A 15,864-nucleotide genomic window follows, 5' to 3' on the forward strand; every position below is an offset into this window, starting at 1 on the left:
TATGTCACTAAATTTCCCGCTGTTGCTGGTCATCGCCGTTGCCGTTTGCGGTCTATTGGCGTTGCTCGATCTGGTGTTCTTCGCCCCGCGTCGCCGGGCAGCCATCGCGTCCTATCAGGGCAGCGTCAGCCAGCCCGATGTGGCGGTGATCGAGAAACTGAACAAAGAGCCAATGCTGGTTGAATACGGCAAGTCGTTCTTCCCGGTGTTGTTCATCGTGCTGGTGTTGCGTTCGTTCCTGGTGGAGCCGTTTCAGATCCCGTCGGGCTCGATGAAACCTACCCTGGACGTGGGCGACTTCATCCTGGTGAACAAGTTTTCTTACGGGATCCGCTTGCCGGTGATCGACAAGAAAGTGATCGAGATCGGTGACCCGCAGCGCGGCGATGTGATGGTGTTTCGCTACCCAAGCGACCCGAACGTCAACTACATCAAGCGTGTAGTGGGCCTGCCGGGCGACGTGATTCGCTACACCAGCGACAAGCGCCTGTTCGTCAACGGCGAGTCGGTGGCAGAAAAACTGATCGGTTCCGAGCCGAACACCCTGGGCAGCGCCGAGCTGTACCAGGAGAAACTCGGAGCGGTAGAGCACGAAATCCGCAAGGAAATGAGCCGCTACCGTTCGCCGCCTGACAACCAGTGGACAGTGCCTGCCGGGCACTACTTCATGATGGGCGACAACCGCGACAACTCCAATGACAGCCGCTACTGGGATGACCCCAATATTCCCAAGGACCTGCTGGGCATGGTCCCCGACCAGAATATCGTCGGCAAGGCCTTCGCGGTCTGGATGAGTTGGCCGGAACCCAAGCTCAGCCACCTGCCGAACTTCTCGCGGGTCGGGCTGATCAAGTAATCCATGCGGCGCTGTGAACACAGCGCCGAATGCTTTTCTGGGGCTTGGACAAAGTCCGGCTCCATGCAGCAACCACCAGGATTTGAATTTGAACACAGCGTTAATCGTCGCAGGCCACCGGTGCCTCGAACTGAATGTGGGTAAACCGTGAGCGTTTCTCTAAGCCGTCTCGAGCGTCAGCTCGGCTACACCTTCAAGGATCAGGAATTGATGATCCTTGCCCTTACACACCGCAGTTTTGCCGGGCGTAACAACGAGCGCCTGGAATTCCTCGGTGATGCCATCCTCAATTTCGTCGCCGGTGAAGCCCTGTTCAATCGCTTCCCCCTGGCCCGCGAAGGCCAGTTGTCGCGCTTGCGTGCGCGCCTGGTGAAAGGTGAGACCCTGGCCGTACTGGCCCGTGGTTTCGACCTGGGTGATTACCTGCGCCTGGGCTCCGGCGAGTTGAAGAGCGGCGGTTTCCGTCGCGAGTCGATCCTGGCCGACGCCCTTGAAGCGCTGATCGGCGCGATCTACCTCGATGCGGGCATGGAAGCGGCCAAAGAGCGCGTCGTCGCCTGGCTGTCGACCGAGATCGAAAGCCTGACGCTGGTAGACACCAACAAAGATCCCAAGACCCGCCTGCAGGAATTCCTGCAGTCCCGTGGTTGCGACCTGCCGCGTTACGAAGTGGTGGATATCCAGGGTGAGCCGCATTGCCGAGTCTTCTTCGTCGAATGTGAAATCACCTTACTGAATGAAAAAAGCCGAGGTCAGGGTGTGAGCCGTCGTATTGCCGAACAGGTAGCGGCCGCTGCAGCACTGATTGCCCTGGGCGTGGAGAATGGCCATGACTGATTCAACCGCAACTCGCTGTGGCTATGTTGCCATCGTCGGCCGTCCGAACGTGGGCAAGTCCACGTTGCTGAACCACATCCTGGGACAGAAGCTGGCGATCACTTCGCGCAAGCCTCAGACCACCCGCCACAACATGCTGGGCATCAAGACCGAAGGCGCCGTCCAGGCGGTGTACGTTGATACCCCGGGCATGCACAAAGGCGGCGAAAAGGCCCTTAACCGCTACATGAACAAAACCGCTTCGGCGGCGTTGAAAGACGTCGACGTGGTGATCTTCGTGGTCGACCGCACCAAGTGGACCGACGAAGACCAGATGGTTCTGGAGCGCGTGCAGTACGTCACCGGCCCGTTGATCGTCGCGTTGAACAAGACCGACCGTATCGAAGACAAAGCCGAGCTGATGCCGCACCTGAGCTGGCTGCAGGAACAACTGCCGAACGCCCAGATCATGCCGATCTCGGCCCAGCACGGGCACAACCTCGAAGCCCTGGAGCGCGTGATCGCCGGTTACCTGCCGGAGAACGAGCACTTCTTCCCGGAAGACCAGATCACCGACCGCAGCAGCCGTTTCCTCGCCGCCGAACTGGTACGCGAGAAAATCATGCGCCAGATGGGCGCCGAGCTGCCGTACCAGATCACCGTCGAAATCGAAGAGTTCAAGCAGCAGGGCAAGACCTTGCACATCCACGCGCTGATCCTCGTTGAACGTGACGGCCAGAAGAAAATCATCATTGGCGACAAGGGCGAGCGCATCAAGCGCATCGGCACCGAAGCGCGCAAGGACATGGAATTGCTGTTCGATTCCAAGATCATGCTCAACCTGTGGGTGAAGGTTAAGGGTGGTTGGTCCGATGATGAGCGTGCGTTGCGTTCGTTGGGTTACGGCGACCTGTAAGCCCTGACCGGATTTGTGGGTGAGGGGCTTGTTGTGGCGAGGGGGCTTGTCCCCCGTTGGGCTGCGAAGCAGCCCTAAAAGCAAACAATGAGGTCTTTCTGAAAGACTGCAGCTACTTTGTTTGGGGCTGCTGCGCAGCCCAACGGGGGACAAGCCCCCTCGCCACAGGAAAAGCTCCCGTCTCATGTCCTCCACCCCACCCACCGGCCAACCCGCCTACGTCTTGCACAGCCGCGCCTACCGCGAGACCAGCGCCCTGGTGGACTTCCTCACACCCCAAGGCCGTCTGCGCGCGGTCTTGCGCAGTGCGCGCGGCAAGGCCGGCACCCTGGCGCGGCCCTTTGTGGCCCTGGAAGTGGAGTTTCGCGGACGCGGTGAGCTGAAGAACGTCGGCCGCATGGAAGCCGCCGGTGCCTCCAATTGGCTCAACGGTGAGGCGCTGTTCAGCGGCCTCTACCTCAACGAATTGCTGATTCGCCTGCTCCCCGCCGAAGACCCGCACCCCGGCGTCTTCGATCATTACGCCGCCACTTTGCTCGCCCTCGCCGAAGGCCGCCCTTTGGAGCCGCTGTTGCGCGCGTTCGAATGGCGCCTGCTGGACGACCTCGGCTACGGCTTCGAATTGAGCAACGACTTGCACGGCGACCCCATCGCCGCCGACGGCATGTACCGCCTGCAAGTCGACGCGGGCCTGGAGCGTGTCTACCTGCTGCAACCCGGCCTGTTCCAGGGCACCGAGTTGCTGGCCATGAGCGAAGCCGACTGGACCGCCCCCGGCGCGTTGTCCGCCGCCAAGCGCCTGATGCGCCAGGCCCTGGCCGTGCATTTGGGCGGTCGGCCATTGGTCAGTCGCGAGTTGTTTCGAAAGCCCTGACATCCCCGTGTATGCTGTGCAGCGATTCCTTCCCTCTTCAGGAGCGCTTTTCGTGACCACCAGCAATCGCATTCTTCTCGGCGTGAACATCGACCACGTAGCCACCCTGCGCCAGGCCCGGGGCACCCGTTACCCGGACCCGGTCAAGGCCGCGCTGGACGCCGAAGAAGCGGGTGCCGACGGCATTACCGTGCACCTGCGCGAAGACCGCCGCCACATCCAGGAACGCGACGTACTGCTGCTCAAGGACGTGCTGCAAACCCGCATGAACTTCGAAATGGGCGTCACCGAAGAAATGATGGCGTTCGCCGAGCGTATCCGCCCGGCGCATATCTGCCTGGTGCCGGAAACCCGCCAGGAACTGACCACCGAAGGCGGCCTCGATGTGGCCGGCCAGGAAGCGCGGATCAAGGCCGCGGTGGAGCGCCTGTCGAAGATCGGCAGTGAAGTCTCGCTGTTCATCGACGCCGACGAGCGCCAGATCGAAGCCTCGCGCCGTGTCGGTGCCCCGGCCATCGAACTGCACACTGGCCGTTACGCCGACGCCACCACGCCGACCGAAGTCGCTGATGAATTGCAGCGCATCATCGACGGCGTCAAATGCGGCCTGGGCGAAGGCCTGATCGTCAACGCCGGCCACGGTCTGCACTACCACAACGTCGAAGCCGTGGCCGCGATCAAGGGCATCAATGAGCTGAACATCGGCCATGCGCTGGTGGCCCATGCGCTGTTCGTCGGATTCAAAGGTGCCGTCGCCGAGATGAAAGCCTTGATTCTGGCTGCTGCCAAACATTAAAAAAGCGCTGAAGATCCAATGTGGGAGCGGGCTGTGGTGAGGGGGCTTGTCCCCCGTCGGGTTCACCACCGATTGATGGGGCTGCTTCGCAGCCCAACGCGGGGCAAGCCCGCTCACCACAGCAAGCCCGCTTGTATGCTAGGACTTGAAGGGAGGAGGAGGGACAAAGCCCGATTCTGACTGTTGGCGCAGTACAGACCGTGGGAGATTTCGCCCCTCCTCCTTTCACCCAAGCGCCGATAAAGAATGCATCTGGCTATGACCGACGATAGGAACAAGCCTGCGCCTCTGGGTGAGCCCTTCAAGTGCTCAAAACCATAGCCCGGAGGAAGTCCCATGGCAATGCCAGTTCCTGTCTCAAAGCCGATCATTGGCGTCGATGTTGCTAAAAATGAGCTGGTGATTTACCACGCCGAGCTCGACCTGTTGGAAGTGATCCCCAACAACAAAACCGCCATTAAAAAATGGCTGAAAGCCCTGCCGGGCGCTGTGTCCGTTGCGATTGAAGCGACCAACATATATCACCTGGAGTTCGCTGACCTGGCCTATGAAGCTGGTTGCGTGATCTACATGGTGGGCGGTTATGAGCTCAGCCATTATCGTAAAGGTGTGAATATCCGGGCTAAGACCGACGCCCAGGATGCCAAGTTGCTTGCTCGCTATCTAAAAAACGAAGCCGATGAACTTCGCCCCTGGACGCCGCCATCTCCCCTGTATCGCCAGCTTTTGAGTCTTTTTCGTCGCCGGGCGGCGCTGGTTCAGGCACGCGTCAGCCTGACTCAAAGTTGGGCGAATGAGCCGTTGCTGAAGGCCTCTTTTGCCGAGCAAATGAAGTCGATGCAAAAGCTAGAAAGCCTGATTGAAAAGATGATCGCTGATCGGCTGAAAGAAGCTGGACTATCGGATCAACTAAAGCGTTGCCTGAAAGTTGAAGGTATCGGCTTTTTGACTGGAGCCCGTTTGGTTACCAGCTTCCAACGCGGTGATTTTAGAAACGCGGACGCGTTTATCGCTTTCTTGGGTATGGATTTACGCGTTTCTAAGTCAGGACAGAAAGATAATCGTCGCAGCTTGAGCAAGCGTGGCGACTCAGAAGCGCGTCGTCTTTTGCACAACGCAGCAATGGCGGCCAGCCGAACGGCTGCATGGAAGGAGTTTTATCAAGCACAACGGGCGCGGGGTTATAGCACCACTCAGGTACTGGTAATGCTGGCCCGTAAGCTTGCTCGAGTGGTATTTGCATTGCTGAAAGGACAAAGCGAATACCAACCAAAGGTTGGTTGAAGGTTGCCCCTCAACCATAGAATCTCCCACACAACCCTCGTTCCCCACATGTGGCAATGCGAACCCTTACTGTTTAGGTGATGCCGGTGTATGGTATCTGCCCTTTGCGGGTCTCGGACCCGCGGCAGATACGTGAGGTTGTTGTGTCCCAATCGTTTTCCCGTCGACAAATCCTGGGTGGTCTTGCCGGTCTTGCCGTGGTGGGCGTCGGTGCCGGTGGCGCCTACCGCTATTGGCTGGGTAAAGTCACCGATGCCGAGGCGGGGCACGATTACGAGTTGATCGCCGCACCGCTGGACGTGGAATTGGTGCCGGGGCACAAGACCCAAGCCTGGGCATTCGGCCCATCGGCGCCGGGCACCGAGCTGCGGGTGCGCCAGGGTGAGTGGCTGCGGGTGCGGTTTATCAACCACCTGCCGGTGGCCACCACCATCCATTGGCACGGCATTCGCCTGCCGCTGGAAATGGACGGCGTGCCGTACGTCTCGCAGCTGCCGGTGCTGCCGGGCGAATACTTCGACTACAAATTCCGCGTGCCCGATGCCGGCAGCTACTGGTATCACCCCCACGTGAACAGCAGCGAAGAGCTGGGCCGTGGCCTGGTGGGCCCGCTGATCATCGAAGAGCGCGACCCCACCGGTTTCAAACACGAACGCACCCTGAGCCTGAAAAGCTGGCACGTGGACGAAGAGGGCGCCTTTGTCGCCTTCAGCATTCCCCGCGAAGCAGCCCGGGGCGGCACCGCCGGGCGCCTGTCGACCATCAATGGCGTGTCCCAGGCGGTGATCGATTTGCCGGCCGGGCAGATCACCCGGGTGCGCCTGCTCAACCTCGATAACACCCTGACCTATCGCATCAACATCCCCGACGTTGAAGCGCAGATCTATGCCCTGGACGGCAATCCCGTGGAGCCGCGCCCGTTGGGCAAAGAATACTGGCTGGGCCCGGGCATGCGCATTTGCCTGGCGATCAAGGCGCCTCCCGTCGGTGAAGAATTGTCGATCCGCAACGGACCGGTGCGCCTGGGCACCTTCCGCTCGGTGGCCAGCACCGACGCGCCCACCGAGTGGCCGCCTGCGCTGCCCGCCAACCCGATTGCCGAGCCGGACCTGGCCAATGCCGAGAAACTCAACTTCAATTTCGAATGGGTTGGATCGGTCTCGGTGAACGTGGACAATGGCAAGCCACCGAGCCTGTGGCAGATCAACGGCCAGGCCTGGGACATCACCGACAAGACCTGCGCCGACCGCCCGATCGCCAAGCTTGAAAAGGGCAAGAGCTACATTTTCGAATTGAAGAACATGACCCAGTACCAACACCCGATCCACCTGCACGGCATGAGTTTCAAGGTCATCGCCTCGAACCGCCACAAGGTGATTCCGTACTTCACCGACACCTACCTGCTGGGCAAGAACGAACGTGCCCGGGTGGCGCTGGTGGCGGATAACCCGGGTGTCTGGATGTTCCACTGCCATGTGATCGACCACATGGAAACCGGCCTGATGGCCGCCATCGAGGTGGCGTAATGCGCCAGTTTCGCCCCACGGCGATTATCGACCGCAGCCGCGATCAGGACTTCATGCGTGAAGCGCTGGCCCTGGCTGCCCAAGGCGCGGCATTGGGTGAAGTGCCGGTGGGCGCGGTACTGGTGCAGGATGGAGAGATCATCGGGCGCGGCTTTAACTGCCCCATCAGTGGCAACGACCCCAGTGCGCATGCCGAGATGGTCGCGATCCGCGCGGCCGCCCAGGCCGTGAGCAATTACCGGCTGCCGGGCAGTACGCTGTACGTCACGCTGGAACCGTGCAGCATGTGCGCCGGGCTGATCGTGCATTCACGAATTGCCCGGGTGGTGTACGGCGCGCTGGAGCCGAAGGCGGGGATCGTGCAAAGCCAGGGGCAGTTTTTTACCCAGGGCTTTCTCAATCATCGGGTGCTGTATGAAGGCGGGGTGCTGGCCGAAGAGTGCGGGACGGTGTTGAGCGAGTTCTTCAAGGCACGTCGCGCCAAAGGCTGACGCGATACCCTGTGGCGAGGGAGCTTGCTCCCGTTGGGCTGCGTAGCGGCCCCAAAATCTGGGGAGCGCTGCGCACTCCAGCGGGAGCAAGCTCCCTCGCCACAACAGCAGTCTTATTTCTTCAACACAACAGCAGTCTTATTTCTTCGCGACAATCACCGCACGCATCGGCGCCGGCAGCCCTTCGACGGTCTTGCTGTGATCCTCAGGGTCCAGGAAGTCGCTGAGGGACTGGTACTTCATCCACTCCGTGCCGCGCTGTTCCTCGACCGTGGTCACGCTCACATCCACACAGCGCACATCGCTGAAGCCGGCACGGCGCAGCCACAGCATCAGCGCCGGCACCGACGGCAGGAACCACACGTTGCGCATCTGCGCGTAGCGGTCTTCCGGCACCAGCACTTGTTGCTGATCGCCCTCAACCACCAACGTTTCCAACACCAGTTCGCCACCCTTTACCAGGCAATCCTTCAGCGCCAGCAAATGCTCGATGGGCGAACGACGGTGATAAAACACGCCCATGGAAAATACCGTGTCGAAGCCTTCCATGTTCGGCGGCAGGTCTTCAAACGGGAACGGCAGGTGCCAGGCCTTCGGTGCGGACAGGTAGCGTTGCACCGCCTGGAACTGGCAGAAGAACAGCCAGTTCGGGTCGACGCCAATCACGCTGTCGGCCCCGGCGCCGAGCATGCGCCACATGTAGTAACCGTTGCCGCAACCCACATCGAGAATGCGCTTGCCCTTGAGGTCCAGGTGCGGCGCGACCCGTGACCACTTCCAGTCCGAGCGCCATTCGGTGTCGACGTGCACGCCGAACAGATCGAACGGGCCCTTGCGCCACGGGCACAGGCCCATCAGCGCGGTACGCATTTGTGCGCGAGTGTCGTCGTCGCAATCGGTGTCGAGCACCAGGCCGTTCAGCAGGTCGATTTCGCTGGGCATGATCTTCGGCAGCGCGTCCAGCGCGCTTTGCCAGCGTTCCAAGTCGCCGTGACCCTTTTCCATCTTTGCATCGAGTTGCGCTTGCAGGCCCTGGGCCCATACGGCCAGGGGAGTGCCGACCAGATGGCGGGCGAGGGGAGACAGATCAATCATGGCAAGGCAATCAACGAGGCAAAGTTAAGACACTGGAACCACGGCACGACTTTCGAGAACCCGGCCGCCAGCAGGCGTTCGCGGTGTTCTTCGAGGCTGTCGGGCTTCATGACGTTTTCGATGGCGCTGCGCTTCTGGGCGATTTCCAGTTCGCTGTAGCCGTTGGCGCGTTTGAAGGCGATGTGCAAATCGGTGAGCAGTGCGTGTTCTTCCGAATCATTGAAGCGCAGCTTTTCCGAAAGGATCAACGCGCCGCCCGGCAGCAGTGACTGACGAATGCGCGAGAGCAAAGCCAGGCGCTGTTCGGGGGCGATGAATTGCAGGGTGAAGTTCAGCGCCACCACGGACGCCGGCTGGAATTGCAGGGCGAGGATATCGCCCTCGATGACGTCTACCGGCAGCAACTCCTGGAACATCGAGTCCTGGCCGTTGAGGTATTCGCGGCAACGCTCGACCATCGCCGCCGAGTTATCCACCGCGATCACCCGGCAACCGTCGGTGCGCACGTGACGGCGCAGGGCCTGGGTCACGGCGCCGAGGGAGGAACCGAGGTCGTAGAGCACGCTATTGGGCTGGGCAAACTGCGCCGCGAGCACGCCGAGGTTTTCGACGATGGTCGGGTAACCGGGCACCGAGCGCTTGATCATGTCCGGGAAAACCCGCACCACGTCTTCGTTGAAGGCGAAGTCCGGCACCTGGGGCAGGGGCTGGGCGAATAGGCGATCGGGTTCTTTGCTCACGGCTGTTCCGGTGACGAGGGGGAAAAGGCCGGCATTTTAGCCAAATTGGCCTTCGGATGCGCGGGTTGTCTGATGGAACGCCGATGCGGTAATGCCCCACTGCCCGAGCCAATAGCTGACGATCAGCAAATACGGCGCCGCTTCAAACGCCACCACAAACCGATTGATCCCAATCAGCGTGTCGGAAAACACAAACGACACCGCGCCTGCCGCCGCCAGGTACGCCGAGCGCTTGGGCACTGCGCTGCCCAACCGTGCCAGCGCTCGCCAGAGCATCGCGCTGATCACCAGCGCATACACCACCACCGGCACCAGCAATGGGCCCAGGCCATGGGAAATCAGGATGCTCAGCAAGATCGCGCCCACCACCAGCGCCAGTACCAGCGGCAAAATCGCCGGGCGGCGGCAGTCGCTCAAGTAGGCTTTCAGGTACGCCAGGTGCGCGAACAAAAACGCACCGAGGCCGAAGATGAACAAGTCGCCGGGCCAGGCCAGCAGCACGTCGCCCACCAGGGAAAAAATCAGCCCGAGGCTGATCCAGCGTCGATAGTCGGTGGGCGGCGCATCATGCAGCCACCCCAGCAGCGCCAGCACCGGCAACGGCTTTACCAACAGGCAGAGCAGGGTGGCGTGGGTGCTCAGGCCGTAGATAAAGGTCACCGCCCCCATCAACGCAAGGATCATCCATGGCATATCAGTTCACCGTAATGGCGCAGTCGAAGGTTTCGGCCGGTTCTGCTTCCGGCTCCCAGGGTTGTTGTGAGGTGAGGCGCAAGCGGCCCTGGCCCGCGTTGAAGGCCTGGAAACGCCAGGTGGATTGACCGCCACTGCCGACCACGCCGGTGTCTTCGGTGTTGCTGTAGACCTCGGGGCTCAGGCTGCGCAGCACGCCGCCCGCCGAGTCCTGGATGGCCCAGCGGTAACCGGTGGTGGGGTTGCTGGGCAGGGTCAGGATCAGGTTTTGCCCGGTTTTGAGTTGCAGGGGGCAAGCGCTCTGTTTTTCCACGGTGACGTTTTGCTTCGGCGCACTGGCACAGGCGGCGAGCAGGCAAAGGCTCAGGGGGAGAAGCAGGCGGGCAGCGGTCATGGGGGCTCCGTTGTTTGGCGACGAAGGGCGAGCATAACCGAAGATGAGACAAGGTGTGACAGGAAGGCAAACACCACTTAATAGTGGTGAGCGGGCTTGCTTGTGGTGAGCGGGGCAAGCCCGCTCACCACAGGGGCCAGTTCAGGCGCTACATAACGGTCAGAACAACACCTTCGCCACATCCGCAAAGCGCTTGGCAAAGTGCACCGTCATCCCTTCCTTCAGGTACTCAGGTAACTCCTCAAAACTCCCGCGATTGGGCTCCGGCAAGATCAACTCGTGAATCTTCTGGCGCCGCGCCGCAATCACCTTCTCGCGCACCCCGCCAATCGGCAGTACATGCCCGGTCAACGTCAGTTCGCCGGTCATGGCCACGCCTTTTTTCGGCGGCTGGTTACGCGCCAGCGACAGCAGCGCACTGGCCATGGTCACGCCCGCGCTCGGGCCGTCTTTCGGTGTGGCGCCTTCCGGCACGTGCAGGTGCACGAAGGCTTCGTCGAAGAACTTCGGGTCACCGCCAAACGACTTCAGGTTCGAGCTGATGTAGCTGTAGGCAATCTCGGCCGACTCCTTCATCACGTCGCCCAGTTGCCCGGTGAGCTTGAAGCCCCGGTTGAGCGTGTGAATGCGCGTCGCCTCGATCGGCAAGGTCGCGCCGCCCATGCTGGTCCAGGCCAGGCCGGTAATCACACCGGTGCCCGACAGTACCTGTTCGTTACGGAACACCGGCATGCCCAGGGAAGCTTCCAGGTCCTTGTTGCCGATCTTGATCACCGAGTCCGGCTCATCCAGCAGCTTGACCACGGCCTTGCGCACCAGTTTGCCCAGCTGTTTTTCCAACTGGCGCACACCGGCTTCGCGAGCGTAACCATCGATCAGGGCGCGCAGGGCGCCGTCGCTGATGGACAGGCTGTTTTTCGACACGCCGGCTTTTTCCAACTGCTTGGGCCACAGGTGGCGCTTGGCGATGGCGACTTTTTCTTCGGTGATATAGCCCGACAGGCGAATCACTTCCATCCGGTCCAGCAACGGGCCGGGGATTGAGTCCAGGGTGTTGGCGGTGCACACGAACAGCACTTTGGACAGGTCCAGACGCAGGTCCAGATAGTGGTCGAGGAATTCGACGTTCTGTTCCGGGTCCAGGGTTTCGAGCAGCGCCGAGGCCGGGTCGCCCTGGTAGCTCTGGCCCATCTTGTCGATCTCGTCGAGCATGATCACCGGGTTCATCACTTCCACGTCTTTGAGCGCTTGCACCAGCTTGCCCGGCATGGCGCCGATGTAGGTGCGGCGATGGCCCTTGATCTCGGCCTCGTCACGCATGCCGCCGACGCTGAAACGGTAGAACGGCCGGCCAAGGGACTCGGCAATCGATTTGCCCACGCTGGTCTTGCCTACGCCCGGCGGGCCTACCAGCAACACGATGGAGCCGGCGACTTCGCCTTTATAGGCGCCCACCGCGAGGAATTCGAGGATGCGACTCTTGATGTCGTCCAGGCCGGCGTGGTGTTTGTCGAGCACCTTGCGGGCGTGCTTGAGGTCGAGCTTGTCCTCGCCATACACGCCCCACGGCACCGAGGTAGCCCAGTCCAGGTAGTTGCGGGTGACCGCGTACTCCGGCGAACCCGTCTCCAGGATCGACAGCTTGTTCATTTCTTCGGTGATGCGTTTCTGCGCCTGGGTCGGCAGCACCTTGTCCACCAGGCGTTGTTCGAACTGCTCGACGTCGGCGCTGCGGTCGTCCTTGGTCAGCCCCAGTTCTTGCTGGATGACCTTGAGTTGTTCCTTGAGGAAGAACTCGCGCTGGTGCTCGCCGATCTTGCGGTTCACTTCGGCGGAGATTTCTTTTTGCAGGCGCGCGACTTCGACTTCCTTGCGCAGCATCGGCAGGACTTTTTCCATGCGCTTGAGCATGGGCACGCAGTCCAGCACTTGCTGCAGCTCGGTGCCGGTGGCCGAGGTGAGGGCGGCGGCGAAGTCGGTCAGCGGCGACGGGTCGTTGGGGCTGAAGCGGTTGAGGTAGTTCTTCAGCTCTTCGCTGTACAGCGGGTTGAGCGGCAGCAGTTCCTTGATCGCATTGATCAGCGCCATGCCGTAGGCCTTGACCTCGTCGGTCGGCTGAGTCGGCTGGTGCGGGTATTCGACCTCCACCAGGTACGGTGGGCGGTGATGCTTGAGCCAGGTCTTGATCCGCACGCGGGTCAGGCCCTGGGCGACGAATTGCAGCTTGCCGTTTTCACGGCTGGCGTGATGCACCTTCACCAGGGTGCCGTACAGCGGCAGGCTGGAGGTGTCGAAGTGGCGCGGGTCTTCAGGAGGCGTCTCCATGAAGAACAGGGCAAGGGAGTGGTGCTCGGATTTGCTCACCAGTTCCAGGGTTTCGGCCCACGGCTCTTCATTGACGATCACCGGCAACACTTGCGCCGGGAAGAAAGGCCGGTTGTGGATCGGGATGATGTAGACCTTGTCGGGCAGGTTTTGCCCAGGCAGCGCCAATCCAGTGTTGGCGGAAGTGTGTTCAGCGTTTTCCGGGTCGGCGTAGTCGTCGAGGTCGATGTCCGGGAATTCTTGCTGGTCGCTCATGGGGCACCTGCATCAGGAAGTATGCAGGTTAGATGGGGCGGGTCGGCAGTGGTTTCAATGGGCGAGGGCGGTTAGCAACAAATTGCACACTATTTTCGAAACGCTGCTGGACCAATGTGGGAGCGTTTCGTCAGCTGAGTTTGTGCAGGTAGGCCGGCAACGGCTGTTCGGGCAATACCGACAGCACCTTCAACCGTTGCAACATGCGCTGCCGGGCCCGTTGCAGGTGCTCGCGCAGGTTCAGCGCGGCGGCGTCGAAGGCGCCGTGCAGCAACAGCTCCAGGATCAACCGATGCTCGGCCAGCATCGCCGGATCGGCGCCGATACCCAGCAGTCGGTAGAAAATCCTGCTGATGATCATCGGGCTTTGCCCCTGGCGGATCAGCGCGGCGATCTTGCGGTTTTGCAGGCCCGCGAGGCAGTGCTGGTGCAGGTCTTCCTCGATCTGCTCGATCTCTTCCAGGCTGCAGTGGGCGCTGTTCTGCGCGTCGAGCACGCGCTGCAACATGGCTTGCAGCAGGTCGCGGTCGAGGTTCGGTGCGCTCTGGCGCAGGGCTTCGGGCTCCAGGCAGGCGCGCAGTTCGTAGTCTTCGGTGACTTCCCGGGCGGTCAGCGGCCCGGCCAGCCATTGGGAATAGGGTTCTTTTTCTACCAGGCCACGGTCCCGCAGGCGCATCAGGGCTTCACGCACCACCGCGCGGCTGACGTTGTAGTGCTCGGCGGCGGCCTGTTCGTCGAGGCGGTAATGGCCGAAAGCGATGCAGGTCGACAGCGCTGCGCCGATTTCCTCGACAATGCGCTCCCCGAGTGGCCGGGTGTCCACCAGCTCATCTTCACCGTTGAGGCCCAGGTGTGCATGGCTCAAGGGCAGTCGCAGCGGCTCCAGGTCGAGGCCTTCGGGGTTGATCAGGTAGCCCCGGCCATCGAAGCGGCAAATCAGGCCTTCGTCATGCAACAGGTTCAGGGCCTTGCGCACCGGCACCCGGCTGGTGCCGAACAGCTCGGCCAGCGGCGCTTCCAGCAACACCAGGCCATGACGGGCAGTGCCGTGGGTGATGGCGTCGCGCAAAACCTGGTGAATCATCGCGTAACGGGAAGCCGAGGCTGACACTGCTTTCATCGGGTTCTCTGGAGCAAACGGGTCGGTGGCCGGGGATTCTCTCATAGTTGCGCCTGTCACTCTGCGCCACGTCGGTGGCACTTTTTTGGGGCCTTCAGAGGGTGGTTGTTACTTTTCTGCACCAAAATGTATTTATTAATAAAAGATACATTATTTCATTGTGGGCGAGTATTGAACGCCGCCGAATATTTCTTTTGATGTCAACAACCCATCTATCCCGTGGGTCTGACCCAAAGTGCCAGATGCTTCAAACATCACCCCTGAGAGACTGGCACGAAAGCTGCCTTTGTAAAATGTACATTTTATTAATATGTACGTTTTCAGAAGGTCATTCCCATGTCAGACGCCACTTCACTGGCCGAGGATTTCGCCAGCGGTCGCAGCGACCCGGTGCACGCCCTCGAACAGGCACTCGCTCGCGCGAGCCAGGCCCCCAGCGTATTCATCTCCCTGACCGCCGAGCGCGCTCGGCGTGAGGCCGAAGCGTCGGCTGCCCGCTGGCGTGCCGGCCAGCCATTGAGCGTGTTCGATGGCGTGCCCCTGGCCTGGAAAGACCTGTTTGATGTGGCCGGCAGCATTACCACGGCAGGCGCGGCCCATCGTCGCGACGCGCCGGCGGCTTTGCTGGACGCGCCGAGTGTAGGTCTGTTGTGCCGCGCCGGGATGGTCAGCGTGGGCAAGACCAACCTCAGCGAGCTGGCGTACTCCGGCCTTGGGCTGAACCCGCACTTCGGCACCCCGCACAATCCGCGCGGCATCGATCAACCGCGGATCCCCGGTGGCTCGTCGTCGGGGTCGGCGGTCGCCGTGGCGGCCGATATCGTGCCGATCGCCATGGGCACCGACACCGCGGGCTCTATCCGTATTCCTGCGGCACTGAATGGCGTGGTGGGTTATCGCAGCAGTTGCCGGCGTTACAGCCGCGATGGCGTTTTCCCGCTGGCCCATACCCTCGACAGCCTCGGCCCGCTGACCCGCAGCGTGCGCGATGCGCTGGCCATTGATGATTTGCTCAACGGTCGCGACCAGCGCCAGCCACGCCAGGCCCGCAGCCTCAATGGCCAGCGTTTTTGGGTTGAACAAAGTGTGCTGGAAGACGCCCGCGTCGAGCCCGGCGTGCGCAACAACCTGCTGTATTGCGTGGACCGATTGAAAGCCGAAGGCGCGCTGATTGATGTGCGCCCCTCGAAGACCTTCCAGGCCACCCTCGACCTGATCCAGCACCAGGGCTGGCTCGGCTCCTTCGAAGCCTTCGCGCTCCACGAAGCCCTGCTCGACAGCCCCGAAGCCAGCCAGCTCGACCCTCGGGTACGCCGTCGCCTTGAAGCGGCCCGCACGCTGCCGGCCAGCCAACTGCTGGCGTTGTACGAAGCGCGCCGGCGCCTGCAACAGCAGCTTGTCGACGAGCTCGACGGCGCGATTCTCATCACCCCCACCGTGGCCCACGTGGCCCCGGCCCTGGCGCCACTGGAAGCCGACGATCAACTGTTCGTCAGCACCAACCTCGCCACCCTGCGCCTGACCATGCCCGGCAGCTTGCTGGACATGCCCGGCGTCAGCCTGCCCAGCGGCCGCGATGCCCTGGGCCTGCCCACCGGCCTGCTGCTCAGCGCCCCCAGCGGCGAAGACGCGCGCCTGCTTCGGGCTGCCCTGTCAGCCGAAACAGCACTCATTTTTTAAGGA

The 15,864-nt window shown here is 61.6% G+C and carries 15 protein-coding genes; 9 read left to right on the forward strand and 6 right to left on the reverse strand.

The features are described from left to right. Nucleotide 1 precedes the first annotated feature (1 nt). The 8 genes from lepB (at nt 2) to tadA (ending at nt 7,559) form a co-directional block, all read left to right on the forward strand. A complete protein-coding gene (lepB, locus tag HKK54_RS15180) occupies nt 2-856 on the forward strand; it encodes a signal peptidase I (RefSeq protein ID WP_003210437.1) in 855 nt (284 codons plus the stop codon). A gap of 147 nt (nt 857-1,003) precedes the next feature. Beyond that, nucleotides 1,004-1,693 carry a ribonuclease III gene (rnc, locus tag HKK54_RS15185; protein WP_003210434.1) on the forward strand — a complete coding sequence of 230 codons (690 nt, stop codon included), beginning with the start codon at nt 1,004-1,006 and terminating at the stop codon, nt 1,691-1,693. Beyond that, nucleotides 1,686-2,588: a GTPase Era gene (gene era, locus HKK54_RS15190; protein WP_003210432.1), complete on the forward strand. Its 903-nt coding sequence runs from the start codon at nt 1,686-1,688 to the stop codon at nt 2,586-2,588. Before rnc ends, era begins: the two co-directional genes overlap by 8 nt. Nucleotides 2,589-2,772: 184 nt before the next feature. Further along, nucleotides 2,773-3,462 carry a DNA repair protein RecO gene (gene recO / locus HKK54_RS15195; protein ID WP_010176931.1) on the forward strand — a complete coding sequence of 230 codons (690 nt, stop codon included), beginning with the start codon at nt 2,773-2,775 and terminating at the stop codon, nt 3,460-3,462. A gap of 52 nt (nt 3,463-3,514) precedes the next feature. Next, nucleotides 3,515-4,258, forward strand: a complete 744-nt coding sequence (pdxJ, locus tag HKK54_RS15200; protein ID WP_010176930.1) for a pyridoxine 5'-phosphate synthase — start codon at nt 3,515-3,517, stop codon at nt 4,256-4,258. A gap of 336 nt (nt 4,259-4,594) precedes the next feature. Then, nucleotides 4,595-5,542, forward strand: a complete 948-nt coding sequence (locus HKK54_RS15205; RefSeq protein ID WP_169387139.1) for an IS110 family transposase — start codon at nt 4,595-4,597, stop codon at nt 5,540-5,542. 143 nt (nt 5,543-5,685) lie between these two features. Then, on the forward strand, nt 5,686-7,068 hold the full coding sequence (locus HKK54_RS15210) for a multicopper oxidase family protein (RefSeq protein WP_169387140.1): 1,383 nt from the start codon (nt 5,686-5,688) through the stop codon (nt 7,066-7,068). Beyond that, entirely contained in the window at nt 7,068-7,559 is a 492-nt protein-coding gene (gene tadA / locus HKK54_RS15215; protein WP_010176928.1) for a tRNA adenosine(34) deaminase TadA, read from the forward strand. Before HKK54_RS15210 ends, tadA begins: the two co-directional genes overlap by 1 nt. A gap of 138 nt (nt 7,560-7,697) precedes the next feature. On the opposite strand, the gene cmoB is transcribed toward tadA, so the two are convergent. The 6 genes from cmoB to HKK54_RS15245 all read right to left on the reverse strand — a co-directional run bounded on the left by cmoB (nt 7,698) and on the right by HKK54_RS15245 (nt 14,181). Beyond that, the gene (gene cmoB / locus HKK54_RS15220) at nt 7,698-8,654 is read right to left on the reverse strand and encodes a tRNA 5-methoxyuridine(34)/uridine 5-oxyacetic acid(34) synthase CmoB (RefSeq protein ID WP_010176927.1); all 957 of its coding nucleotides are present in this window, start codon (nt 8,652-8,654) and stop codon (nt 7,698-7,700) included. Beyond that, entirely contained in the window at nt 8,651-9,394 is a 744-nt protein-coding gene (gene cmoA / locus HKK54_RS15225; protein WP_010176926.1) for a carboxy-S-adenosyl-L-methionine synthase CmoA, read from the reverse strand. The genes cmoB and cmoA overlap by 4 nt, the downstream gene beginning before the upstream one ends. 36 nt (nt 9,395-9,430) lie before the next feature. Then, nucleotides 9,431-10,087 (reverse strand): lysoplasmalogenase, encoded by a 657-nt coding sequence (locus HKK54_RS15230; protein WP_029616177.1) that lies wholly within the window; start codon nt 10,085-10,087, stop codon nt 9,431-9,433. Between the two features lies 1 nt (nt 10,088). Further along, nucleotides 10,089-10,481 carry a protease inhibitor I42 family protein gene (locus HKK54_RS15235; RefSeq protein WP_010176924.1) on the reverse strand — a complete coding sequence of 131 codons (393 nt, stop codon included), beginning with the start codon at nt 10,479-10,481 and terminating at the stop codon, nt 10,089-10,091. 159 nt (nt 10,482-10,640) lie between these two features. Next, nucleotides 10,641-13,061 (reverse strand): endopeptidase La, encoded by a 2,421-nt coding sequence (lon, locus tag HKK54_RS15240; RefSeq protein WP_010176923.1) that lies wholly within the window; start codon nt 13,059-13,061, stop codon nt 10,641-10,643. Nucleotides 13,062-13,191: 130 nt separating this feature from the next. Further along, nucleotides 13,192-14,181 (reverse strand): GntR family transcriptional regulator, encoded by a 990-nt coding sequence (locus tag HKK54_RS15245; protein WP_010176922.1) that lies wholly within the window; start codon nt 14,179-14,181, stop codon nt 13,192-13,194. A gap of 336 nt (nt 14,182-14,517) precedes the next feature. On the opposite strand from HKK54_RS15245, the gene HKK54_RS15250 reads away from it, so the two are divergent. Continuing rightward, nucleotides 14,518-15,861 carry an amidase gene (locus HKK54_RS15250; RefSeq protein ID WP_169387141.1) on the forward strand — a complete coding sequence of 448 codons (1,344 nt, stop codon included), beginning with the start codon at nt 14,518-14,520 and terminating at the stop codon, nt 15,859-15,861. Nucleotides 15,862-15,864 lie beyond the last annotated feature (3 nt).

The organism is Pseudomonas sp. ADAK13, from assembly GCF_012935715.1.
GTDB lineage: Bacteria > Pseudomonadota > Gammaproteobacteria > Pseudomonadales > Pseudomonadaceae > Aquipseudomonas.

Excerpts from the sequence above, each read along its gene's own strand:
- lepB (WP_003210437.1), top strand. The coding sequence starts at position 2 with ATGTCACTAAATTTCCCGCTGTTGCTGGTCATCGCCGTTGCCGTTTGC.
- era (WP_003210432.1), top strand. The coding sequence starts at position 1,686 with ATGACTGATTCAACCGCAACTCGCTGTGGCTATGTTGCCATCGTCGGC.
- recO (WP_010176931.1), top strand. The coding sequence starts at position 2,773 with ATGTCCTCCACCCCACCCACCGGCCAACCCGCCTACGTCTTGCACAGC.
- HKK54_RS15205 (WP_169387139.1), top strand. The coding sequence starts at position 4,595 with ATGGCAATGCCAGTTCCTGTCTCAAAGCCGATCATTGGCGTCGATGTT.
- tadA (WP_010176928.1), top strand. The coding sequence starts at position 7,068 with ATGCGCCAGTTTCGCCCCACGGCGATTATCGACCGCAGCCGCGATCAG.
- cmoB (WP_010176927.1), bottom strand. The coding sequence starts at position 8,654 with ATGATTGATCTGTCTCCCCTCGCCCGCCATCTGGTCGGCACTCCCCTG.
- HKK54_RS15230 (WP_029616177.1), bottom strand. The coding sequence starts at position 10,087 with ATGCCATGGATGATCCTTGCGTTGATGGGGGCGGTGACCTTTATCTAC.
- HKK54_RS15235 (WP_010176924.1), bottom strand. The coding sequence starts at position 10,481 with ATGACCGCTGCCCGCCTGCTTCTCCCCCTGAGCCTTTGCCTGCTCGCC.
- lon (WP_010176923.1), bottom strand. The coding sequence starts at position 13,061 with ATGAGCGACCAGCAAGAATTCCCGGACATCGACCTCGACGACTACGCC.
- HKK54_RS15245 (WP_010176922.1), bottom strand. The coding sequence starts at position 14,181 with ATGAAAGCAGTGTCAGCCTCGGCTTCCCGTTACGCGATGATTCACCAG.
- HKK54_RS15250 (WP_169387141.1), top strand. The coding sequence starts at position 14,518 with ATGTCAGACGCCACTTCACTGGCCGAGGATTTCGCCAGCGGTCGCAGC.